Origin of the sequence: Pseudomonas sp. DL (assembly GCF_047199225.1) — a bacterium.
GTDB classification, from domain to species: domain Bacteria; phylum Pseudomonadota; class Gammaproteobacteria; order Pseudomonadales; family Pseudomonadaceae; genus Pseudomonas; species Pseudomonas aeruginosa.
Window position 1 is genome coordinate 3,686,618 of the sequence record NZ_CP178323.1, and the last position, 20,321, is coordinate 3,706,938.

Sequence of the window (20,321 nt, forward strand, 5' to 3'; positions counted from 1 at the left end):
TATATAACCATATTAATGGTTTGAGGAATAAAATTAGACGTTTTTTTTGATTTTGCACGCTTTTTCACCAGCCGACCGCTGGCCTACAGGTCGCGACTACGGTGCTGCAACATCGGCACCAGGTACACCGGTACCTCCGCCAGTTGCACCAGACGCGCGGCAGTCCGGCCCAGCGGCGTGTCGAGCTGGGTGCCGTGGCTATGGCTGCCGGCGACGATCAGGTCCACGGCCAGCTTTTCCGCCTCATCGAGGATCATCTGCGGCGGGTCGCCCTGCACCACCCGCACGCTCTTGACCAGCGCCGCATCCTGGGGCAACTCGCCGAGTTCATCGCGAAACCCTTCCAGGACCCGCTTCTCGATGCTTTCCATGACGTTGTCCAGCCCTTGCGCCCGCAGGTCCTGGAGACGCTCGGTGTCAAGGTAGGTCTGCAGGACCGACTCGGCGAACAGCCCGAGGGGCTCCACCACATGGACGACATAGAGCTCGGCGTTGTAGGCGCGGGTCAGCGACAGGGCGTGTTGCAGGACATAGGGAGCATAGAGCCCCAGATCGGTGGCATAGAGAATCGAACGAATCATGCGGCCTCCTCGACAGCCTGCGCGGCGGGCCTCATTAGCAGATTAGCAGCAAGCATCCATTCTCCTAGCGTTCCCTGCTGTTTCGGGCTTTTTCCGGCCCGTTGGGGTAAATCCCTTTTCTCCCTGCGAGCGCGGCGCCGGCTGGTCGCCGCGCTCGGCCCTTCAGCGCGGTTGCGCTTCGAGGAAGCGCAACGCCTGGTGCAGCGCCTCGACCCTGGGCATCCGGTAGCCCGCAGCAGCAGCGCGGGCCAGGGGCGCGGCATAGATCGCCGCCAGCTCCAGTGGCCGCCCATGGGCGAAGTCGTGGTACATGCTCGGCCGATAGTCGGGCATCCGCTCGGTCGCCGCCAACAGTTGGTCCGCATAGCCCTCAGGCAGGATGAAGCCGCAGGCGCCGGCAGCCCCGATGACTTCCTCCATGATCGCCTCGATCAGCGACCGACTGTCCGCGTTGGCCATCAGCGGCGCGGTGCTGCTCTTCAGCAATACCGACAGCCCGTTGTAGGGGATGTTCCAGACCAGCTTCTGCCAGCGCGCCTGCTCCAGGTCGGGCATCGCCGTGGACTCCAGCCCGGACTCGCGGAACAGCGCGGCACCCTCCTCGACGATCTCGCGCCGGCGTCGCTCGTCGGCCGGTCCGGAATGATAGCCGAGATTCACTCCGCCGTAGGCCTGGTGCTCGATCACGCCCGGTTCGCCGCGATGCACACAGATGAAGCAGAGGCCGCCCAACAGATGCAGGCTTTCCGGCAGCAACGGCCGCAGCCGCTCCTCCACGCCCAGACCGTTCTGCAGCAGCAGAACCTTGGCACCCGGCGCCGCCGCTGCGCGGATCAGGGGTGCCAGTTCGTCATTGCCGGTGGTCTTGGCGCCCACCAGCAACCAGTCGCAGGGCGGCATGTCCTGCGCCGAATGGTAGGCCTGGACCGGTGCCAGGCGCCGGGAGCCATGCACCGCACTATTCAGGCTGAGTCCGGCGCGATTGACCGCCTCGAACTCGCTGCGCAGGAGAAAATGCACGTCGTGACCGGCATGCGCCAGCATCAGTCCATAGAAGCCGCCGATGGCTCCCGTACCGATGACGCCGATCCGTTGCTGCTTTGAATCCATCAGGGCAACTCCTCAGGTAAAGCGGTCGACCCCGCCAGCACCGCACCCCGCAAGGCTTCCTGGTGCAGCGGAACGTTCAGTGCGCCATGGAAGCGGCCGTCGCGGACCATGAACAGGGCCGGCAGGTGAAAGACGCCGTAGCGTTCCACCAGGCCGCCATTGCGGCCGGCGTCCACCCAGCACAGGCGCTCGATGGGCAGGTCCATCGCGGGGAGATGGCGCCGGGCCCAGCGGCACGACGCGCAGCCTTCGCTGGTGAATACCAACAGCGAAACCCCTTCCAGGGCAAGCAACTGCCGGTCGGCGTCCAGATCGGTGAGTTCCAGGGACGGCACGCTGCTGACCTCGATAGAAAGGAAGAAATGGGGCCCGACCATCATCCGTAGGCTTCGGCTCCTGCGATAGCGCTGGCGCCCTCCTCGGCCAGCGGATACGCGCAAGGCGCGCCCCTCCGCAGCACCTGCACAATATCGTCCGCGGCGGCCTCACCTGCAACTCCGCTGGCAGCCTTGGCCCGGAGCAACGAAGAAAACGTGCGCAGAGCGGGGAAAACACCGGCGAACCGCGTCCCGCCCATTGTCTAGGCCCGGCCCGACACGTTAAGGTTCGTCTCCCCGTTTGCGAACTTCATGCCTGCGCCCTTTCGCAGGGGGCCTCCCGGCGGCCGGCGCCCGTGACCTGATTGAGTACCACGATGGCTGATTTACAGATCGACGACCTTAACGTTGCCTCCAACGAGACCCTGATCACGCCGGAGCAGCTCAAGCGTGAAATTCCCCTGACCGACAAGGCCCTGCAGACCGTGGCCCATGGTCGCCAGGTGGTGCGCGACATCCTGGATGGCAAGGACCACCGTCTGTTCGTGGTGATCGGCCCCTGCTCCATCCACGACATCAAGGCCGCCCACGAATACGCCGACCGCCTCAAGGCGCTCGCGGCCGAAGTGGCGGATACGCTGTTCCTGGTGATGCGCGTGTACTTCGAGAAGCCGCGTACCACGGTGGGCTGGAAAGGCCTGATCAACGATCCGTACCTGGACGACTCGTTCAAGATCCAGGATGGCCTGCACATCGGTCGCCAACTGCTCCGCGACCTCGCCGAGAAAGGCTTGCCCACCGCCACCGAAGCGCTCGACCCGATTTCCCCGCAGTACCTGCAGGACCTGATCAGCTGGTCGGCGATCGGCGCCCGTACCACCGAATCGCAGACCCACCGCGAGATGGCCTCCGGCCTGTCTTCCGCGGTCGGCTTCAAGAACGGCACCGATGGCAGCCTGACCGTGGCGATCAATGCCCTGCAGTCGGTCTCCAGCCCGCATCGCTTCCTCGGCATCAACCAGCAGGGCGGCGTATCCATCGTCACCACCAAGGGCAACCGCTATGGTCACGTGGTGTTGCGCGGCGGCAACGGCAAGCCGAACTACGATTCAGTCAGCGTCGCGCTCTGCGAGCAGGACCTGAACAAGGCGAAAATCCCGCTGAACATCATGGTCGACTGCAGCCACGCCAACTCCAACAAGGACCCGGCCCTGCAACCGCTGGTGATGGACAACGTCAGCAACCAGATCGTCGAAGGCAACAACTCGATCGTCGGCCTGATGGTGGAAAGCCACCTGGGCTGGGGCAGCCAGCCGATTCCGAAGGATCTCGACCAACTTCAGTACGGCGTCTCCATCACCGATGCATGCATCGACTGGGCGACCACCGAGAAGAGCATCCGCAGCATGCACGCCAAGCTCAAGGACGTGCTGCCGAAACGCCAGCGCGGCTGAGCGAGGCGGAAACGAAAACGCCGGGCTGATGCCCGGCGTTTTTCATTGCGCGCCTGCTCAGGCGGCCGGATCGGCCTGACGCTGGCGACGCTCGATGTAACGCTCCACGTAGGAGCAGGACGGGATCACGCTGTAGCCCATGCGGTCGGCGTACTGCAGGGCGTGTTCGGTCAGCGCGGCGGCGATACCGCGACCCCGCAGCGAATCCGGTACGAAGGTCCGGTAGATGTCCAGCGTCTGCTTGCCCAGGTCCATATACGCCAGATAGGCACGATGGCCATCCACCGTCGTCTCGAACTGATGGCCGCCCACGTCATGATGGATGGACAGGGACTCGCTCACTTTGGATCTCCTCAACGGGTTCGTAACCCGACCCGCACCTGATTGATAGGGTTCCTCGCGAGGATGCCCCCGCGTACCGGCCTTCAGCAGGCCGCCGGATAACTTCGTCCGTTCTCGTCCCGGCGGCTGAGCGCGCCTGGCGGACATCCTCGAAACGGGTGACCTGCACCGCATGCAAGGCCGGACTAACGATAGGGCCCATATTGCTGTCTTCCCCGGCCAGACTCAACCGTTTCTTCTGCCAGGAACGCGCAGGCGTCACTGGAGCCCTGCTCGGGAGGCCCGCGCAAGCACAATCACGCATGACCCGCGGGTCAGCCAAAGCGCTTTACGCCGACGACGCCCATCAGTAAGGTCTGCGCCACTCCACCAAAAGGAATCCTGCCATGAGCGAGTTGATCAGCTACCAGTTCGAAGACGGCATCGCCACCCTGACCCTCAACAACGGCAAGGTGAACGCCATCTCCCCGGCGGTGATCGACGCCTTCAACCAGGCTCTCGACCAGGCCCTGCAGGACAAGGCCGTGGTCATCGTCACCGGCCAGCCGGGCATCCTCTCCGGTGGCTACGACCTGAAGGTCATGACCTCCGGCCCGGAGAATGCCGTCAACCTGGTCGCCGCCGGCTCGACCCTGGCTCGCCGCCTGCTCTCCCATCCCTATCCGGTGATCGTCGCCTGCCCCGGGCACGCGGTAGCCAAGGGCGCCTTCCTGCTGCTCTCGGCCGACTACCGGATCGGCGTCGACGGGCCGTTCCAGATCGGCCTGAACGAAGTCGCCATCGGCATGACCATGCACCATGTCGGCATCGAACTGGCCCGCGATCGCCTGCGCAAGTCGGCGTTCACCCGCTCGGTCATCAATGCCGAGATGTTCAGTCCGGCCGCTGCGGTGGATGCCGGCTTCCTCGACACCCTGGTCAGCGCCGACCAGTTGCAGGAAAGCGCGCGTGCAGCGGCCCAGCAGTTGAAGAAACTCAACATGACCGCGCATCGCAATACCAAGCTCAAGGTGCGCAAGGCACTGCTGGAAACCCTCGACCAGGCGATCGAGCTGGACAAGAAGCACCTGGGCTAAGGCCCGCGCCAGCGAAAGCCCGGTTGGTACCGGGCTTTTTTGCGCCCAATAATTACTTATTACGCAAAGGTAACTCTCCATAACTGCTATTTTTAAAAAATTATTACGGATTATCCTGGTGACATTCCCAAGGAAAACCGGAGGTCATCATGAAACGCAACGTCTTCGCCGCCATTCTCCTCGGCATGGCTACCACCCTCGCAGTGCAAGCCAGCTTCGCCGACGAATCCAGCCTGATGGAAAACCGCATGGTCCAACTGAACCAGCACGCCATCGAGCAGGCCCAGCAGCAACAGGCCACGGCGCCAACCGCGAGCGACACCGATGCGCAGGGTTGAACGCCGCCTGCCAGGAACGTTTTTCTTTTCCCCGCAACCCTGAAAAGCCCGGCTCACGCCGGGCTTCTCGTTCAGGCCAGCTTTTCCTCGGCCGCCACGCCCTTGCGATAGACCTCGTAGAGAATCACCGGGATCTCCAGGTCGCCCAGGTGGCGAACCACCAGCGGCTTGACCTCGGACCAGTCCAGCCCGCCCACTCCCGTCGCCACGCAGGGCAGAGCCAGGCTGCTCACCCCTTCGCTGCGCACATAGCGGGCCAGCTCGCGCAGGGCATGGCCGACATCCTCCAGGCTCGCCTTGCCCGGCTTGGCGCTGCGACCGCTGTGCAGCATGCCCTGGGTGATCAGGTTGACGATGCACTGGGTCTTGCCCTGCTCGTCGACCCCGGCCCAGACCCAGATGCCGCCCGGCTCGGGCGCCCTGGCATGGGCGGCATGCCGGTAGTCGCGAACCATCGACGGCCAGCGTTCGCGCAAGGCGAGGGCCAGGCCGCTGTCGAAATGGTCCTGGGGCGCGATGCCGTGGGCGATCACCTGGGCCCCGGAAAGCAGAATGTCACCTTCAACTTCACGAATCATGAGCGTTTCCTTCTTGGCTTCGGGACAGGCGCTTCGTGCGCCGCCCTGCATCTTTCACCGTACGCCTTGCCCGCCGGCGCCAGTTGATGCGTATCAAAGACGGCCGGTCCCATCCGCTACGGGCCGACTAGACTGCATGCGAGGGAACCTTGGAGGCGCCTCGCCTCTCCATTGGATTCCAGCCTCGTGCCGTCTCATCCATGACAAGGAAACAACCGCCATGCCGAAATGGATTGCACTTTGCCTGATCCCGCTGTTGGCAAGCTGCGCCACCTGCCGCCAGGACAGCGACAGGGAAAAACTGCTGTACGAGAACGACATGCTGCAGGCGAAACTGATCATCGTCGCCAACGACCGCGATCGCCTGCCGCTGGCCCAGGCCCTGCTGGAGCGCGCGGCGCGCGACGACCGCAGCGGCGAGGCGGACTTCTACCAGGCCGTGCTGATCGCTCGCCGCGACGGCCAGACCAGCGATTGCGAGCGCATCACCCGCCTCCTCGAACGTTCCGCCGAGCGACGCTACCCGCTGGCCAACGCGATGCTCTACAAGATCTACGCCGAGCCCTTCCTGTTGCCGCGCGCCGACATTCCCAAGGCCGAGACCTATCGCCAGGCCTACGCCGAGCTGCCGGTCGCGCGCAGCGGCTACCCCTCCTTCGAGCGAGCCCGGCAGGTGGTCGATCGCCTGCTCGCGCCGACTTCGTCCTGATCCATCGGGCCCGAACCCGGGCCCCGCAACCCGTACCGGTCGTTCGGCCAAAGCATCATTTCTGTCGATAGTTAATAGCGCGACAATTCGTTATCCAATCGAATTCTTCTCCGCGATCCTATGCCCATCCGAGGTATCGATCACGGAAGCCGCCATGAAACGTCGCAGCCCACGCCATTACGCCCGCAACACCGCCCTGGCCACCCTGGGTCTGTACGCCATCCTCATGCTGGTCGTGCTGAGCCTCGTCGCCGGCGCCGAAAGCGCCAGGAACGCCACACCGGACAACGACACCGCCACGACCTTCTCCAACCAGATCGGCCAGGCCCTGCCAGGCCTGCTCTCGGGGTTGAACAGTCGACGCGCCGGTTGAACGCCGGCTTCTTTCCCGGGAAACAGCATGAGAAGGCAAACACGGAAATTCTGGATCGTCGCCGCCCTGGCGATATTGACCAATGGCTACTCGCTACTCGGCCTCGCCCAAGGCTCGGCAGGCGCACTGGCGCGCACCATCGAATGCAACCAGGCGATGGTCCGCGCGCTGGCGGCCAACCTGGCGCTGAAGCTGCAGAGCGGCACCCCGCCGGCACGCCCGCAGCGCTGGATCCCGGAGCGCTTCATCCTCGACTGCCCGGCCTGAAACGAAAACGCCGCCAACCCCGGGAGGCTGGCGGCGCTCGCATGGCGCGGAGCCGGCTCAGGCGCCGGTCGGCTGGCGCGCGACGAAACGCATCATCCATTCGGCGACGACGGTGCCCTGGTGGTCCCCCGCCAGGCTATCGACCCCCTTGCGATAGAGTTCCTCGCCCAGGTGCTGCTGGCGCAGTTCGAGCAGTTCGCGGGAGTAGTCGTGGACGAACTCGGGATGCCCCTGGAAGCACAGCACCTGGTCGCCGATGGCGTAGGCGGCATAGGGACAGAAGTCGCTGGAAGCGATCACCCGCGCGTTTTCCGGCAGCCGGGTGACCTGGTCCTGGTGGCTGATCAACAGGGTCAGGTCCGGCAGCGCCGGGCTCATCCAGTCGGCCCGTTCGTTCAACTGGTACTGGTGGATGCCCATGCCCCAGCCCTGGCTGGCGCGCTCGGCCTTGCCACCGAGCAGCAGGGCCAGCAACTGGTGGCCGAAACACACGCCGAGGAGCTTGTCGCCGCGCTCGTAGCGGTCCAGGAGGAAGGTCTTCAGGGTCTGGATCCACGGGTCGGGACCGAAGGAGTCGGCCTTGCTGCCGGTCACCAGGTAGGCGTCGAAGCGCTCGTCGTCCGCCGGATAGCGCCCCTCCACCACGTTGTAGATGACGAATTCGGCGGCGATCGGTTGCTTGGCGAACAGTTGCTGGAACATCCGGCCGTAGCCTTCGTAGCGCTCGATCAGCTCGGGACGAAGGATATCGGTTTCCAGGATACAGATGCGGAGCGACATAAAGACTCTCTGAAGAAGTGGGGTTATTGTCGTTTTCGTTTGATTTAATTAACACAGGAGCGCGGGCAAGGGAACCGTCGCCCTGGCCTCGAAAGGAATATCCGGACGATTCGCCAAAAAACAAGCAGCCGGCAGAAAGATTCCCGAGACGCCCAGCCGTAAAGAAATCTGCACAGGAGACGGAAGGACTCCCCATGCCCGGAACCGCCACGTAAACTGGCGGTTTTCCCGCGAGGCACACGCCATGTTGCTCAAGGCAGTACGTAACGGACTGGGTCAGGCGATTATCCTCGCCGACTTCGTCAGCCGCCCCCGCAAGCTGCAGCGCAGCGCCGAGGCCCAGGCCGAGGTCGAGCGGGCGCTGCGGAACCTGTCGCTCTACCAGTTCCGCGCCTGTCCGTTCTGCGTGAAGACACGCCGCGCCATGCACCGGCTGAACCTGCCGATGCAACTCAAGGACGCCATGAACGATCCGCAGGCCCGCCAGGCTTTGCTGGAAGGCGGCGGCAAGGTCAAGGTGCCGTGCCTGCGCATCGAGGAAAACGGCCAGGTGCGCTGGATGTACGAATCCAGCGAGATCATCGCCTATCTGGAGGGTCGTTTCGCCAACGCCTGAGCGGCCGATCAACCGCCCCCGGCCGCGTCCAGGGGCAGCCGGTGGATCAGGAAACGCGCCGGCACCTCGCCCTCGCGCCCCGGCAACAGGCGGTGGCGAATGCGGGACTCGCTGACATAGGCGCAACCCTGTCCGGTGACGGTCAGGTTGACCGGCGACTCCAGGCCCTCGCGTATCACTTCGATGCCGCGCCGCCCTGGAGCGAGCGGCTCGGCGATCCGCAGCACCTTGCCGGCGCCGCTGCGGATGGCGTTCTCCAGCACGATCAGCGAGCCGTCCGGAGCCAGCGCCATGCCGTCCGGATTCTCCAGCGTTCGGGGCAGCTCCATCTCGCGCAGCCGCGGACGCGTGGCGACCCCTTCGACGACATGGATCGCCCCGCTACCGAAGTTGCCGACCAGCAGGGTGTCGTCGTCCACCCGGACGATGCCCGCCGCGCCCAGGCCGCCGGGGCCGGCCAGGCGGCTGTCGCGCAGCAACACCTGGAACGCCGGTTCCCCGGGCCGCAGCCGCATCAGGCTGCCATCCCGGGTTTCGCTCAGGTAGACCGTTCCGTCCGGCGCCACCGCGAGATCGTTGCCCATCCCGTCGCCGGGCAGGGTCAGATATCGGCGCACGGCACCGGTCGCGAGATCCAGGGCGAACACCCCATGCGGCCGGCGCCGGCCAGCGGGTAGGAAGTCCGGCGAATTTCCCCAGAGCAGGCCACGCGGCTCGTCCAGCCGCAGCGCGGTGGCAGCGAAGATCGCCGGGCTGCCGGCGAAGAAGGTTTCCCACTCGCCCCCGGGAGGCTTGCGCAGGATGCGCCCGCTGGTGACCAGACCGACGTACAGCGTTCCATCGGCGGCATGGGCGATGCCGTTGGGATACCGGGCCCCCGCTGGCAGGACGATGCTCGTCGCGGCGCAGGACGGCTCGCGCTCGCCCGGCGCACGGGCGAAAACCGGCAAGACGGTCGCCGATACCATGGATACCAGCAGCAACACGGAAGCCTGTCGTCTCATCATGCTTTCTCCGTCGATGTGCGCCCTACCAGCGCGGGGTCCGGGCGCGCACCGTGAGCGGCGCCTCCAGCGTGGCGCACTCCTCTTCGGCGAGGTCCAGCGTCAGCGCCGCGAGGGCATCCTCGAGGTGATGCGGCCTGGACAGGCCGACGATCGGCGCGGCGACACCGTTCCGGCCAAGCAGCCAGGCCAGGGCGAGTTGCGCCGGTGGAAGCCCGCGGGCAGCGGCGAGTTTCTCCAACGCGCCAAGGGTCGACTCGACTTCCTCCCTGCCGCCGTACCAGCGCGGGGCCTGTTCGTCCGTCCGGGTCCGCAGCGTGCCGGCGCTTCGCGCTCCGGCCAGCAGCCCACGCGCCAGCGGCGACCAGGGCGTCAACGCGATCCCCTCTTCCCGGCACAGCGGAACGAGGTCCTCCTCGTCCTCGCGAACGATCAGGTTGTACTGGCTCTGCATCGAGATGAATTGCGCCAGGCCGTGGTGGCGCTGGAAGGCGAGCATCTTCATGAAGCGCCAGGCCGGCATCGACGAGGCGCCGAGGTAACGGACCTTGCCGGCACGCACCAGGCTGTCGAGGGTTTCGCAGGTTTCCTCGATCGGGGTTTCCGGATCGAAGCGATGGATCACGAAGAGATCCAGGTAGTCCGTACCCAACCGCCGCAGCGAGGCATCCACGCTGGCAAGCAGATGCTTGCGCGACAAGCCGCAGGCGTTGGGCCTGTCGCTCATGGGAAAGAACGCCTTGGTGGCGATTACCAGGTCCTCGCGCTGCGCGAAGTCCCTGAGCGCGCGTCCGAGGATCCGCTCACTCTCGCCGGTGGAATAGATATCGGCACTGTCGAAGAAGTCGATCCCGGCTTCCAGCGCCTCGCGAATGAACGGACGCGCCCGTTCCTCGTCCAGCACCCATGGACGCCACGCCGGATCGCCATAGGTCATGCACCCCAGGCAGAGTCGGGAGACTTTCAGGCCGCTGTTGCCAAGACGGACATGCTGCATCGTACGACCTCGTCGGAGGGCTCTGAAAAGAGCGGTTTCCCCGGCCCCACCCTGTTCATGAGCCAGGTTTCCCGACGATGCTATATTGCTGCCGAATAGCTAACTATCCTGGAAAAATCTCTTTCATTGATCGAGTTATTTTAATAATCCAATGAAGAAGCCCGATCTCGCCGGTCTCGCCGCCTTCGTCGCCATCGCTCGCGAACGCAGTTTCCGCCGCGCCGCCGCCACCCTCGGCGTAACCCCGCCGACGCTCAGCCACACCCTGCGCGAACTGGAAACCCAGCTCGGCATCCGCCTGCTCAACCGCACCACTCGCAACGTCTCGCCGACCGAGGCCGGCGAGCACCTGCTGGCACACCTGGACCCGGCGTTCGAAGACATCGCCGCCGCGCTGGACAGCCTTAACCGCTTTCGCGAAACGCCTCACGGCCTGGTACGAATCAACGCACCGCGAAACGCCATCGGTCTCGTCCTCGCGCCACGTTTCGGCGAACTGGCCCGCGACTATCCCGGCATCACCCTGGAAGTGGTGGCGGACGAGGGTTTCGCCAATATCGTCGAAGCCGGTTTCGACGCCGGCATCCGCCTCGGCGAAGACCTCCAGCACGGCATGCGCGCCGTGCGGGTCGGCCCGGACCTGCGCTTGGCCATCGTCGCGACCCCGGCCTACTTCCGACGGCAAGGCAGGCCGGGTAGCCCGGAGGAATTGCTCGGCCACCGTTGCATCGGCTGGCGCAAGGTGTCTTCCGGAGAGCTTTACAAATGGCAATTCAGCAAGGGCACGAAAGCGCTTTCGGTGGCCGTGAGCGGACCGCTGGTCCTCGACGACCCGCGCCTGATGCTACAGGCGGCGCTGGCCGATGTCGGGATTGCCTTCGCCATCGAGGAGGAAGTCGCCGAGCACCTCGCCGCCGGCCGCCTGGAACGGGTCCTGGCGGATTGGTGCGCCCCCTTTCCCGGTTTCCATCTCTATTATCCGAACCGCCGCAACCACCCGGCGGCGTTGAGCACCGTGATCGACCTGCTGCGCTACCCCGGCGAGGAACACCCAGGTCCCGCGTAGGCACATCGGCGGAAGCGCCCGTGGCGGCCTGGAGGCAAGCATGGAGGCTGGCCTGTATCGACGCACGGCGTAGGGCGGATAACCGCATCGCGGTTATCCGCCGAATCTCGGTATATCGGCGGATAGCGCCTGTGGCGCTATTCGCCCTACCAATGGCGGCTGGAGGCAAGGGCCTGTACCGACGCGCGGCGTAGGGCGGATAACCGCATCGCGGTTATCCGCCGAACCTCGGCATATCGGCGGATAGCGCCCATGGCGCTATTCGCCCTACCCGTGGCGGCCTGGCTGGCAAGAACCAGGGGATACCGGGGTGGCGTCATCCGCCGCGGTACGCAACCACGAGAAAGCCGGCCCGAAGGCCGGCTCTCCATGCGACGCCAGGACTCAGAACAGCTCGCCCTTCGCCGCCTTCTCCAGCAACAGCGCCGGCGGCTCGAAGCGCTCGCCGTACTGTTCGACCAGGTATTGGGCGCGGGCGATGAAGTCCTTCAGGCCGTACTGGTTGATGAACTGCAAGGCGCCCCCGCTCCAGGCGGCGAAACCGATACCGAAGATCGAGCCGATGTTCGCGTCGGCGGTGGAGTGCAATACCCCCTCCTCCACGCAACGCACGGTCTCGATGGCCTGGATGAACAGCAGGCGGTCGCGTACGTCCTCGGCGGATATTTGCGCATCGGGCTTCTCGAAGCGGCTCTTGAGTTCCGCCCAGAGATGTTTCCTGCCGTTCGCCGGGTAGTCGTAGAAGCCGGCGCCGGCCGCCTTGCCCGGGCGCTTGTACTCATTGACCATCAGGTCGATCACGGCGAACGCAGGGTGCGTCGGCAGAGCCTTGCCCTCGGCCTCGAGGTCGCGGGCGGTCTGGTTGCGGATGTGGGTCATCAGGCTCAGGGAGACTTCGTCGGAAATCGCCAGCGGCCCCACCGGCATACCGGCCTGGCGCGCCTGGTTGTCGATCATCGCGGCGCTCACGCCTTCGCCGAGCATGGCGATGCCTTCGTTGGTGAAGGTGCCGAATACCCGCGAGGTGAAGAAGCCGCGGCTGTCGTTGACCACGATCGGCGTTTTCTTGATCTGCAGTACGTAGTCGAAACCGCGCGCCAGGGTTTCGTCGCTGGTCTTTTCGCCGCGGATGATCTCCACCAGCGGCATCTTGTCCACCGGGCTGAAGAAGTGCAGGCCGATGAACTTCTCCGGCCGCGCCACCGCCTGGGCCAGACCGGTGATCGGCAGGGTCGAGGTATTGGACGCCACTACCGCATCGGCCAGGGCATGCTTCTCGGCCTCGGCGGTGACCTTGCCTTTCAGCGCGCGGTCCTCGAAGACCGCCTCGATGATCAGGTCGCAGCCTTCGAAGTCGGCTTCGCTGACGCTCGGCACGATCCGCGCGAGGAAGGCGTCGCGCTTCTCGGCGGACAGGTGCCCGCGCGCAACTTTCTTGTCCAGCAGCCTGGCCGAATAAGCCTTGCCCTTCTCCGCCGCTTCCAGCGAGACGTCCTTGAGCACCACCTCGATGCCGGCCGCCGCCGATACGTAGGCGATGCCCGCGCCCATCATCCCGGCGCCGAGCACGCCGACCTTTTTCGTCGCCCGCACCGGATACCCCTGCGGCCGCGACTTGCCGGCGTTGATCTCGTTGAGCTGGAACCAGAAGGTGCCGATCATGTTCTTCGCCACCTGGCCGGTGGTCAGCTCGGTGAAATAGCGCGCCTCGATCAGTTGCGCGGTGTCGAAATCGACCTGGGCGCCCTCCACTGCCGCGCACATGATCTTCTCGGGCGCCGGGAAGCAACCCTTGGTCTTGTCGCGCAGCACCGACGGTGCGATGGCCAGCATCTGCGCCACGTTGGGACTGGCAGGCGTACCGCCGGGAATCTTGTAGCCGGCGCTGTCCCAGGGCTGCTTCGCCGCCGGGTTGGCGAGGATCCAGGCGCGGGCCTTCTCCAGCATTTCCTCGGGGCTGTCGGCCAGTTCGTGGATCAGCCCGGCCTTGAGCGCTTCCGCCGGACGCACCTTCTTGCCTTCGGCGAGGTATGGCAGGGCTTTCTCCAGGCCAAGCAGTCGCACCATGCGCACGATCCCGCCGCCGCCCGGCAACAGGCCGAGAGTCACCTCCGGCAGGCCGAGCTGCACGCCGGGATTGTCCAGGGCGATGCGGTGGTGGCAAGCCAGGCAGATCTCCCAGCCGCCGCCCAGCGCAGCGCCGTTGATCGCGGCGACCACCGGCTTGCCGAGGGTCTCCAGGCGCCGCAGTTGGCCCTTGAGTTCGAGGATGCCCTGGTAGAAGGCCGGGGCGTCGGCCTTGGTGACCTTGATCAGCTCGTTGAGATCGCCGCCGGCGAAGAAGGTCTTCTTCGCCGAGGTCAGCACCACGCCGGCGATCCCCTCTTTCTCCGCCTCCAGCCGTGCGATGGTCTTCGCCATCGCCTCGCGGTAGACACCGTTCATGGTGTTGGCGCTCTGCCCGGGCATGTCCATGGTCAGGACGACGACGTTGTCCTGGCCTTTTTCGTAACGGATAGCGTCAGTCATTCCGGTTCTCCCTTCACACGCGCTCGATGATGGTGGCGATGCCCATGCCGCCGCCTACGCAGAGGGTGGCCAGGCCGTAGCGCAGGTTGCGCCGCTCCAGTTCGTCGAGCAGCGTGCCGAGGATGATGCAGCCGGTGGCGCCGAGCGGGTGGCCCATGGCGATGGCGCCGCCGTTGACGTTGACCTTGCTTTCCGCCACGCCCATGTCCTTCATGAACTTCATCACCACCGAAGCGAACGCCTCGTTGACTTCGAACAGGTCGATGTCTTCCACCTTCAGACCGGCCTTGGCCAGGGCCTTGCGGGTCGCCGGCGCGGGGCCGGTAAGCATGATGGTGGGGTCGGTGGAGGTCACCGCGGTAGCGACGATCCGCGCCCGCGCCTTCAGGCCCAGTTCGCGGCCCTTGGCCTCGGAGCCGATGAGCATGGCGCTGGCGCCGTCGACGATCCCCGAGCTGTTGCCCGGCGTATGCACGTGCTCGATGCGCTCGACCTGGCTGTACTTGCGCAGCGCGGTGGCGTCGAAGCCCATCTGCCCCATCATCTCGAAACTCGGTTTGAGCGCGGCGAGCCCTTCCAGGGTGGAGTCGGCGCGAATGAACTCATCGTGGTCGAGCAGGACGATGCCATTCTGGTCGGCGACCGGCACCAGCGACTTGCCGAACAGCCCTTCGGCGCGGGCCTTGGCGGCCTTCTGCTGGGAGCGCAGGGCGAAGGCATCGACATCGGCGCGACTGAAGCCTTCCAGGGTGGCGATCAGGTCGGCGCCGATCCCTTGCGGGACGAAGCTGGTGTGCAGGTTGGTTTCCGGATCCAGTGCCCAGGCGCCGCCGTCGGAGCCCATCGGCACGCGTGACATGGACTCGACGCCACCGACCAGGACCAGGTCCTCGAAGCCGGAGCGTACCTTCATCGCCCCCAGGTTCACCGCCTCCAGGCCGGAGGCGCAGAAACGGTTGATCTGCACGCCGGCAACCTGTTCGTCCCAGTCGGCCACCAGCGCCGCGGTCTTGGCGATATCGGCGCCCTGGTCGCCCACCGGCGTCACGCAGCCGAGCACGATATCGTCGACCTGGGCGGTATCCAGGTCGTTGCGCCGCTGGACCGCGCGCAACAGCCCGGCCATCAGGTTCACCGGCTTGACGCTGTGCAGCGCGCCATCCTTCTTGCCCTTGCCGCGGGGAGTACGCACGGCGTCGTAAATGAATGCGTCGGTCATGGCGGTCTCTCTTATCCTGTTCTCGTCCGGCCGAGCGGGCCTCCGCCTACCTTAAACAGGCTCGCCGGCGGGACAATGACCGAACCGCTCAGGCTGATTGACCGCCCAGCTCAGCCTGCAACGCCGGGAAGATAGCACCATGCCATCTTTCGACCGGAAACCCGGACACCGGACGAACGGTCGAGACGCACGCCAGAGCCGTCACCACGCTGTCATATAGAGGGAATATGTCTAGACCGCAGCAGCTTGTATCCAAGTGGTCTAAGCCCGCGCAGGCCGGGGCTTAGACTGATTCATGCAAGCGTTCGAAAGGGAGGTCGACGCCGGGGATGCCGGGCCGACCGAAGAGTACGCCACTGCGTGGCAAGCCGTTCCGCCGGGCCGTAGCGCGGAGCAGGCAGCCACCCGACAACAAGAAAGGCAGACAGGCCATGTTGAACGAGCAGCCAAAAAGATGGCGGCAAGCGAGCCTCATCGTCTTCGCCACCACAGTCATCCTGATCCTTCCCAACCTTAACAGTCTGATCCGCTAGGGCACCTGCTGCCTGCACGCTGCGCACCGCCTCGCGGTCAGCGCAGCGCAGGCAGCCACCAGGTCAGCAGCAGCGGAATGAAGGCGAACGACAGCAAGGTCGAACACAGCACCAGGCTGGCGACCTGATCCGGCGAACGATTGCCGCGCAAGGCGTAGAGATAGTTGAACACCGCCACCGGCATCGACGACTGCACCACCAGCACCCCCTGCGCCAACGGCGGCAATTGCAACGCCAGCGCCACCGACCAGCCCACCAGCGCCCCCAGCAGAAGACGCAGGCCGCCATAGAAGAAGCCATTGCCCAGTTGCCGCGGGCGGATGCTGGCCAGGGACACGCCGAGGGTGATCAGCATCAGCGGAATGGTCAGCCCGGCCATCAGGTCGACAGTATTCGCCATCCAGCGTGGCAGTTGCAGGTCGAGCCCCATCAACAACAAGGCCAGCAGCACGCTGAGCAGGATCGGATTGCCCAGCAGCGAGCGCCAGGAGCGCTCGCCGCTCATCCAGAACACGCCGAGGCTGAAGTTGCCGATCGACATGATCAGGTAGAACGCCACCGCCAGGGTCATCCCCGCCTCGCCGAACGCATACAGGCACACCGGCAGGCCCATGTTGCCGACATTCGGGAAGCTGTAGGCCGGCACCAGCACCTGCCACTCCTGGCGCCCGAGGCGCGCCGCCGCCCAGCCCAGCGCAGCCATGCAGACGCAGATCAGCGCGCTGGCCAGGGCCATCCGGCCGAAACTGTGCAGGTCCACCCGGGTATGCGCCAGGGTGGCGAGGATCAGGCATGGCGAACCGATGTTGAACACGATGCGCGAAACGAACTCGGTCGGATAGGCGTGTCCGAGACGGACCCAGACGTAACCGACACCGGCGCCGAACAGCACGGGCGCCATCACGGCGAACAACTCGGCGAGCACGGGAACCCCTTGGTTAGCCAGCTATGCAATGGCCCGCATGCTACCGCGAGGCCCCCGTTCCGTGCCAATCTCTCGCTCCATGCCATAACCGGCGGATGCACGAGGAACCCGCATGCCTGTCACTCTCCCGCGCCTGGCGTTGCTAGGTGCCCTGCTCTTCCCTGTGGCTGCCGCCTGGGCCGCCGAGCTCCGCCTGGAACTGCCGGGGGGCACGCAGACCTGGAGCAGCGAAGAACTGCTCAGGCATCCGCAGGCCCGCGACCTGGACATCCCGGCCGACGTCGCCTACCGCCGGAACATGCGCTACCGCGCCGTGCCACTGGCGGCGTTGTTGAAAGGCGTGCATCCCGAAGACCATTTGCAGGCCGTGGCCAGCGACGGCTTCGCCGCCGAGTTGCCGGCCGCCCCGCTGCTCGCCGAACAGGGCTCGCAAGCCTGGCTGGCGATAGAGGATCCGCAGCGCCCCTGGCCGCCGCTGGGCGCCGGCAAGCCGTCCGCCGGGCCGTTCTATCTGGTCTGGAGCAAACCCGAGGAAAAACGCATCGGTCCGGAGCAATGGCCCTTCCAGGTCGTCCGCATCCGCTACCAGTCCCCTCTGGCCGAACGCTTCCCGGCCCTGCTGCCGGCCGCCGACGCCAGCGCGGAGGTGCGCGCCGGCTTCGCCGTGTTCCAGAAGAACTGCCTGGCCTGCCACCGTCTCAACGGTGCCGGCGACGCCCAGTTCGGCCCGGACCTGAACCTGCCGTACAACCCCACCGAGTACTTCCAGCCGCAATTCCTCGCCCGCTACATCCGCGACCCGCAGGCGCTGCGGCAATGGCCGCAGGCGAAGATGCCGGCGTTCCCGGAACGGGTGATCGACGACCAGGAGTTGCGCCAGTTGATCGGCTACCTGCGCCACATGGCCGGCCGCAAGGCGGGCGCGGCCGGCTGAAGCGGCGTCAGATGTTGTACGCCGAGGGCGGCGACGGCAGGCGCTCCAGCAAGTCGTGCAGGCCGGCGCTCCACTGGCGGCGGATGGCGCTGAAATAGGCGTCGTCCTCGGTGACCCGGTAGCCCTCCGGCAGGATCAGGCTGTCGCGGTGGTAGACCAGCAGGTCCAGCGGCATGCCCACCGAGAGGTTGCTGCGGATGGTCGAGTCGAACGACACCAGCGCGCAGCGCAGGGCCTGCTCCAGCGGCGTGTCGAAAGTCAGGTTGCGGTCGAGGATCGGCTTGCCGTACTTGCTTTCGCCCAGTTGCAGGAAAGGCGTGTCCGGCGTGGCCTGGATGAAGTTGCCCTGGGGATAGATGCTGTACAGCGCCGGCGGTCCGCCGGCGATCTGCCCGCCGACCAGGAAGGAACAGCTCAGGTCGGTATTGCCGGCCAGATTGCCGCCGTCGCGGGCCAGCACCTCGCGGGTGGTCTCGGCGACCAGCGCCGTGGCGTCGTAGACCGAGGGCACGTTGAGCAGGCTGGCGCCGTCCCGGCGGATGCGCTGCTGCAACAGGTTGATCACCGATTGCGAGGTCGCCAGGTTGCCGGCCGTCTGCACCACCAGCAGGCGCTCGCCAGGCGTGCCGAAGGTGAACAGCTTGCGGAAGGTGGCGATATGGTCGATCCCGGCGTTGGTCCGCGAATCGGAGGCGAACACCAACCCATCGGCCAGGTGCATCGCGACACAGTAGGTCATCTCGAATCTTCCTTATTCCGTCCGTCCCCGCCCCTCAAGCGTAAAGGCAATCGCCGATAACGCCAGGCGCGCAATGGATCGTCACTGTTGCTGCACCTGCAGCAGCGGCGCGCTGACCAGCACCCTCGCATGCATCTGCTCGCAACCGCCGCCACGGCGCAAGCCGCGCACCGGGCAGGCATCCAGGTAGTCGAGGCCGACGGCCAGCTTGAGATGGCGCTCCGGACGGCCGAGCCGGTTGGTCACGTCGAAGCTGTACCAGCCGTCGCCGAGCCAGGCCTCGGCCCAGGCATGGCTGGCCAGGTGCGTATCGTCCTCGGTGTAGAGGTAGCCGGAGACGTAGCGCCCCGGCACGCCCTGGCTGCGGACGCAGGCGAGGAAGGCATGCGCATGGTCCTGGCAGACCCCGGCGCGTGCGCCGAAAGCCTCGATGGCGGTGCTGTCGACGCGGGTCGCCCCCGGCTGGTAGAGGATATGCTCGTGCAGCGCATGCATCAGGTCGAGCAGGCCGCCGCGGTCCTTGCGGCCGCCCATGGCGCGTTCGGCGAAGGCGCGCATCTCGGCATCGGCGCCGGTCAGGCGGGTGCTGCGCAGGAACGGCAACGGCGACTGGCGATCGTGCTCCACCTCGCGCTCCTCGTCGATCTCGACCAGGCCGTGGGCGGCGATCAGGACCGACTCATGCGGTTCGTCCAGGGTCAGGACGTGCAGGATGTTGCCGTACGGATCGCGCAGCGGCCGCGCCGGGCGCGGCAGGTCCAGGCGCCAATCGACCACGTGCTGGCGCTCGCTGTCCTGCGGGGTCAGGCGCAGGTACTGGATGCTGGCGCGCACCCGGTCTTCGTAGCGATAGGTGGTGTCGTGGGTGATCGAGAGTCTCATGCGGCCTCCAGGTAGGAGCTGTGAATGGCGTTGGCCAACTGGCGAACCAGCAGGATGTAGTCGGTGATCCAGGTATGCAGGCCCTGTTCCAGCACCTCGTCGATGCCGGTGTAGCGCACCCGCGCCTCCAGCTCGGCGGCCAGGCGCTGCGCCGGCCGGCCGTTGACGCCGGGCAGGCCGGAAAGGATCTCGCTCAGTTCCTCGATGCAGGACAGCAGCGAACGTGGCACGTCCTCGCGCAACAGCAGCAATTCGGCGATGTTGCGCGCGTTGGGCGAGGCGCGGTACAGCTCGGTGTAGCCCTCGAAGGCGGATAGCGCCCGCAGCAGCGCGCTCCACTGGTAGTAGCCGCGCGCGGTGCCCTCGTCCGCCCCGGCGAGCGCCGCTTCGCCCTGGGTCTGGTAGCGCGCATCGAGCAGGCGCAAGGTATTGTCGGCGCGTTCGATGAAGGTTCCGAGACGGATGAAGCGGAACGCATCGTTGCGCATGCTGGTGGCGAAGGTCGCGCCGCGGAACAGGTGCGAGCGGTCCTTCACCCATTCGCAGAAACGACTGATGCCATAGCGCAGGATGCCCTCGGCGGCGATGCCGCGCATTTCCAGCCAGGTGGCGTTGATGTTCTCCCACATGTCCAGGGTGATCCGCCCGCGTACCGCATGGGCACTGGCGCGCGCTGCGGCCAGGCAGCTGTAGATGCTCGCCGGGTTGTCCGGGTCGAGGGCGAAGAAACTCAGCAGGCGCTCGGCGGCCAGTTCGCCGTGGCGCTCCAGGTAGGCGTCGAGGGTGCCGGTGATCAGCAGCGGCATGGCCAGTTCGTCCAGGCCGCCACCGTTGCGGTCCTGCGGCAACAGCGACAGCGAGTAGCTGACGTCGAGCATGCGGGCGAGGTTCTCCGCGCGTTCCAGGTAGCGCGACATCCAGTACAGGTCGGAAGCGGTCCGGCTGAGCATGC

The 20,321-nt window shown here is 65.9% G+C and carries 23 protein-coding genes; 9 read left to right on the forward strand and 14 right to left on the reverse strand.

The genetic code is table 11. From position 1 onward, the window contains the following. Positions 1–83: 83 nt before the first annotated feature. The 3 genes from ACI766_RS17000 to ACI766_RS17010 all read right to left on the reverse strand — a co-directional run bounded on the left by ACI766_RS17000 (position 84) and on the right by ACI766_RS17010 (position 2,068). Positions 84–581: a universal stress protein gene (locus ACI766_RS17000; RefSeq protein ID WP_003087770.1), complete on the reverse strand. Its 498-nt coding sequence runs from the start codon at positions 579–581 to the stop codon at positions 84–86. 162 nt (positions 582–743) lie between these two features. Further along, positions 744–1,691: a putative 2-dehydropantoate 2-reductase gene (locus tag ACI766_RS17005; protein ID WP_023086378.1), complete on the reverse strand. Its 948-nt coding sequence runs from the start codon at positions 1,689–1,691 to the stop codon at positions 744–746. Continuing rightward, on the reverse strand, positions 1,691–2,068 hold the full coding sequence (locus ACI766_RS17010; RefSeq protein WP_003120319.1) for a thioredoxin family protein: 378 nt from the start codon (positions 2,066–2,068) through the stop codon (positions 1,691–1,693). Before ACI766_RS17010 ends, ACI766_RS17005 begins: the two co-directional genes overlap by 1 nt. 317 nt (positions 2,069–2,385) lie before the next feature. On the opposite strand from ACI766_RS17010, the gene ACI766_RS17015 reads away from it, so the two are divergent. After that, complete coding sequence (locus ACI766_RS17015) at positions 2,386–3,462, forward strand: 3-deoxy-7-phosphoheptulonate synthase (RefSeq protein ID WP_003087765.1); 1,077 nt, start codon at positions 2,386–2,388, stop codon at positions 3,460–3,462. A gap of 57 nt (positions 3,463–3,519) precedes the next feature. On the opposite strand, the gene ACI766_RS17020 is transcribed toward ACI766_RS17015, so the two are convergent. Then, the gene (locus tag ACI766_RS17020) at positions 3,520–3,804 is read right to left on the reverse strand and encodes a GNAT family N-acetyltransferase (protein WP_003087762.1); all 285 of its coding nucleotides are present in this window, start codon (positions 3,802–3,804) and stop codon (positions 3,520–3,522) included. 386 nt (positions 3,805–4,190) lie between these two features. On the opposite strand from ACI766_RS17020, the gene ACI766_RS17025 reads away from it, so the two are divergent. Together ACI766_RS17025 and ACI766_RS17030 are read left to right on the forward strand one after the other, a co-directional pair. Further along, complete coding sequence (locus ACI766_RS17025) at positions 4,191–4,880, forward strand: crotonase/enoyl-CoA hydratase family protein (protein ID WP_003087759.1); 690 nt, start codon at positions 4,191–4,193, stop codon at positions 4,878–4,880. Positions 4,881–5,029: 149 nt separating this feature from the next. Then, entirely contained in the window at positions 5,030–5,218 is a 189-nt protein-coding gene (locus ACI766_RS17030; RefSeq protein WP_003087758.1) for a hypothetical protein, read from the forward strand. A 71-nt stretch (positions 5,219–5,289) separates the two neighbouring features. Here ACI766_RS17030 and ACI766_RS17035 read toward each other — a convergent pair whose 3' ends face one another. Then, positions 5,290–5,796: a macro domain-containing protein gene (locus tag ACI766_RS17035; RefSeq protein WP_003087757.1), complete on the reverse strand. Its 507-nt coding sequence runs from the start codon at positions 5,794–5,796 to the stop codon at positions 5,290–5,292. 220 nt (positions 5,797–6,016) lie between these two features. Here ACI766_RS17035 and ACI766_RS17040 point away from each other — a divergent pair, with 220 nt between their 5' ends. From ACI766_RS17040 to ACI766_RS17050, 3 genes are all read left to right on the forward strand, one after another. Continuing rightward, the gene (locus ACI766_RS17040) at positions 6,017–6,505 is read left to right on the forward strand and encodes a hypothetical protein (RefSeq protein WP_019396582.1); all 489 of its coding nucleotides are present in this window, start codon (positions 6,017–6,019) and stop codon (positions 6,503–6,505) included. Positions 6,506–6,659: 154 nt separating this feature from the next. Then, the gene (locus ACI766_RS17045; RefSeq protein ID WP_003098091.1) at positions 6,660–6,878 is read left to right on the forward strand and encodes a hypothetical protein; all 219 of its coding nucleotides are present in this window, start codon (positions 6,660–6,662) and stop codon (positions 6,876–6,878) included. Between the two features lie 27 nt (positions 6,879–6,905). Continuing rightward, positions 6,906–7,145, forward strand: coding sequence for a hypothetical protein (locus ACI766_RS17050; RefSeq protein WP_003087754.1), 240 nt, complete (start codon positions 6,906–6,908; stop codon positions 7,143–7,145). 57 nt (positions 7,146–7,202) lie between these two features. Here ACI766_RS17050 and ACI766_RS17055 read toward each other — a convergent pair whose 3' ends face one another. Continuing rightward, positions 7,203–7,925 (reverse strand): amidotransferase, encoded by a 723-nt coding sequence (locus ACI766_RS17055; protein ID WP_003098093.1) that lies wholly within the window; start codon positions 7,923–7,925, stop codon positions 7,203–7,205. A 244-nt stretch (positions 7,926–8,169) separates the two neighbouring features. Here ACI766_RS17055 and ACI766_RS17060 point away from each other — a divergent pair, with 244 nt between their 5' ends. Further along, on the forward strand, positions 8,170–8,541 hold the full coding sequence (locus tag ACI766_RS17060; protein ID WP_003087752.1) for a glutaredoxin family protein: 372 nt from the start codon (positions 8,170–8,172) through the stop codon (positions 8,539–8,541). Positions 8,542–8,549: 8 nt separating this feature from the next. Here ACI766_RS17060 and ACI766_RS17065 read toward each other — a convergent pair whose 3' ends face one another. Next, positions 8,550–9,548: a hypothetical protein gene (locus ACI766_RS17065; RefSeq protein WP_017002218.1), complete on the reverse strand. Its 999-nt coding sequence runs from the start codon at positions 9,546–9,548 to the stop codon at positions 8,550–8,552. Positions 9,549–9,570: 22 nt separating this feature from the next. Further along, the gene (locus ACI766_RS17070) at positions 9,571–10,542 is read right to left on the reverse strand and encodes an aldo/keto reductase (protein ID WP_003117709.1); all 972 of its coding nucleotides are present in this window, start codon (positions 10,540–10,542) and stop codon (positions 9,571–9,573) included. A gap of 151 nt (positions 10,543–10,693) precedes the next feature. Between ACI766_RS17070 and ACI766_RS17075 the strand changes: the two genes are divergently transcribed. After that, entirely contained in the window at positions 10,694–11,608 is a 915-nt protein-coding gene (locus ACI766_RS17075) for a LysR family transcriptional regulator (RefSeq protein WP_004342915.1), read from the forward strand. Between the two features lie 384 nt (positions 11,609–11,992). On the opposite strand, the gene ACI766_RS17080 is transcribed toward ACI766_RS17075, so the two are convergent. The 3 genes from ACI766_RS17080 to ACI766_RS17090 all read right to left on the reverse strand — a co-directional run bounded on the left by ACI766_RS17080 (position 11,993) and on the right by ACI766_RS17090 (position 16,814). Then, positions 11,993–14,137, reverse strand: a complete 2,145-nt coding sequence (locus ACI766_RS17080) for a 3-hydroxyacyl-CoA dehydrogenase NAD-binding domain-containing protein (protein WP_003100703.1) — start codon at positions 14,135–14,137, stop codon at positions 11,993–11,995. A gap of 13 nt (positions 14,138–14,150) precedes the next feature. After that, complete coding sequence (locus ACI766_RS17085; RefSeq protein ID WP_003087747.1) at positions 14,151–15,356, reverse strand: acetyl-CoA C-acetyltransferase; 1,206 nt, start codon at positions 15,354–15,356, stop codon at positions 14,151–14,153. A 570-nt stretch (positions 15,357–15,926) separates the two neighbouring features. Further along, the gene (locus ACI766_RS17090; RefSeq protein WP_003087746.1) at positions 15,927–16,814 is read right to left on the reverse strand and encodes an AEC family transporter; all 888 of its coding nucleotides are present in this window, start codon (positions 16,812–16,814) and stop codon (positions 15,927–15,929) included. Between the two features lie 112 nt (positions 16,815–16,926). Between ACI766_RS17090 and ACI766_RS17095 the strand changes: the two genes are divergently transcribed. Beyond that, positions 16,927–17,748, forward strand: a complete 822-nt coding sequence (locus ACI766_RS17095) for a cytochrome c (protein WP_003100707.1) — start codon at positions 16,927–16,929, stop codon at positions 17,746–17,748. A 7-nt stretch (positions 17,749–17,755) separates the two neighbouring features. Here ACI766_RS17095 and ACI766_RS17100 read toward each other — a convergent pair whose 3' ends face one another. The 3 genes from ACI766_RS17100 to ACI766_RS17110 form a co-directional block, all read right to left on the reverse strand. Next, the gene (locus tag ACI766_RS17100; RefSeq protein ID WP_003120324.1) at positions 17,756–18,487 is read right to left on the reverse strand and encodes a peptidase; all 732 of its coding nucleotides are present in this window, start codon (positions 18,485–18,487) and stop codon (positions 17,756–17,758) included. Between the two features lie 81 nt (positions 18,488–18,568). After that, positions 18,569–19,369: a transglutaminase family protein gene (locus ACI766_RS17105; protein ID WP_003100717.1), complete on the reverse strand. Its 801-nt coding sequence runs from the start codon at positions 19,367–19,369 to the stop codon at positions 18,569–18,571. Further along, the gene (locus tag ACI766_RS17110) at positions 19,366–20,319 is read right to left on the reverse strand and encodes an alpha-E domain-containing protein (RefSeq protein ID WP_003087742.1); all 954 of its coding nucleotides are present in this window, start codon (positions 20,317–20,319) and stop codon (positions 19,366–19,368) included. Before ACI766_RS17110 ends, ACI766_RS17105 begins: the two co-directional genes overlap by 4 nt. Positions 20,320–20,321: the final 2 nt, after the last annotated feature.

What these genes read in the sequence shown, in the direction of transcription:
- ACI766_RS17000 (WP_003087770.1), bottom strand. Translation starts at nt 581, where the DNA reads ATGATTCGTTCGATTCTCTATGCCACCGATCTGGGGCTCTATGCTCCC.
- ACI766_RS17005 (WP_023086378.1), bottom strand. Translation starts at nt 1,691, where the DNA reads ATGGATTCAAAGCAGCAACGGATCGGCGTCATCGGTACGGGAGCCATC.
- ACI766_RS17010 (WP_003120319.1), bottom strand. Translation starts at nt 2,068, where the DNA reads ATGGTCGGGCCCCATTTCTTCCTTTCTATCGAGGTCAGCAGCGTGCCG.
- ACI766_RS17015 (WP_003087765.1), top strand. Translation starts at nt 2,386, where the DNA reads ATGGCTGATTTACAGATCGACGACCTTAACGTTGCCTCCAACGAGACC.
- ACI766_RS17025 (WP_003087759.1), top strand. Translation starts at nt 4,191, where the DNA reads ATGAGCGAGTTGATCAGCTACCAGTTCGAAGACGGCATCGCCACCCTG.
- ACI766_RS17030 (WP_003087758.1), top strand. Translation starts at nt 5,030, where the DNA reads ATGAAACGCAACGTCTTCGCCGCCATTCTCCTCGGCATGGCTACCACC.
- ACI766_RS17035 (WP_003087757.1), bottom strand. Translation starts at nt 5,796, where the DNA reads ATGATTCGTGAAGTTGAAGGTGACATTCTGCTTTCCGGGGCCCAGGTG.
- ACI766_RS17040 (WP_019396582.1), top strand. Translation starts at nt 6,017, where the DNA reads ATGCCGAAATGGATTGCACTTTGCCTGATCCCGCTGTTGGCAAGCTGC.
- ACI766_RS17045 (WP_003098091.1), top strand. Translation starts at nt 6,660, where the DNA reads ATGAAACGTCGCAGCCCACGCCATTACGCCCGCAACACCGCCCTGGCC.
- ACI766_RS17050 (WP_003087754.1), top strand. Translation starts at nt 6,906, where the DNA reads ATGAGAAGGCAAACACGGAAATTCTGGATCGTCGCCGCCCTGGCGATA.
- ACI766_RS17055 (WP_003098093.1), bottom strand. Translation starts at nt 7,925, where the DNA reads ATGTCGCTCCGCATCTGTATCCTGGAAACCGATATCCTTCGTCCCGAG.
- ACI766_RS17060 (WP_003087752.1), top strand. Translation starts at nt 8,170, where the DNA reads ATGTTGCTCAAGGCAGTACGTAACGGACTGGGTCAGGCGATTATCCTC.
- ACI766_RS17065 (WP_017002218.1), bottom strand. Translation starts at nt 9,548, where the DNA reads ATGATGAGACGACAGGCTTCCGTGTTGCTGCTGGTATCCATGGTATCG.
- ACI766_RS17070 (WP_003117709.1), bottom strand. Translation starts at nt 10,542, where the DNA reads ATGCAGCATGTCCGTCTTGGCAACAGCGGCCTGAAAGTCTCCCGACTC.
- ACI766_RS17075 (WP_004342915.1), top strand. Translation starts at nt 10,694, where the DNA reads ATGAAGAAGCCCGATCTCGCCGGTCTCGCCGCCTTCGTCGCCATCGCT.
- ACI766_RS17080 (WP_003100703.1), bottom strand. Translation starts at nt 14,137, where the DNA reads ATGACTGACGCTATCCGTTACGAAAAAGGCCAGGACAACGTCGTCGTC.
- ACI766_RS17085 (WP_003087747.1), bottom strand. Translation starts at nt 15,356, where the DNA reads ATGACCGACGCATTCATTTACGACGCCGTGCGTACTCCCCGCGGCAAG.
- ACI766_RS17095 (WP_003100707.1), top strand. Translation starts at nt 16,927, where the DNA reads ATGCCTGTCACTCTCCCGCGCCTGGCGTTGCTAGGTGCCCTGCTCTTC.
- ACI766_RS17100 (WP_003120324.1), bottom strand. Translation starts at nt 18,487, where the DNA reads ATGACCTACTGTGTCGCGATGCACCTGGCCGATGGGTTGGTGTTCGCC.
- ACI766_RS17105 (WP_003100717.1), bottom strand. Translation starts at nt 19,369, where the DNA reads ATGAGACTCTCGATCACCCACGACACCACCTATCGCTACGAAGACCGG.
- ACI766_RS17110 (WP_003087742.1), bottom strand. Translation starts at nt 20,319, where the DNA reads ATGCTCAGCCGGACCGCTTCCGACCTGTACTGGATGTCGCGCTACCTG.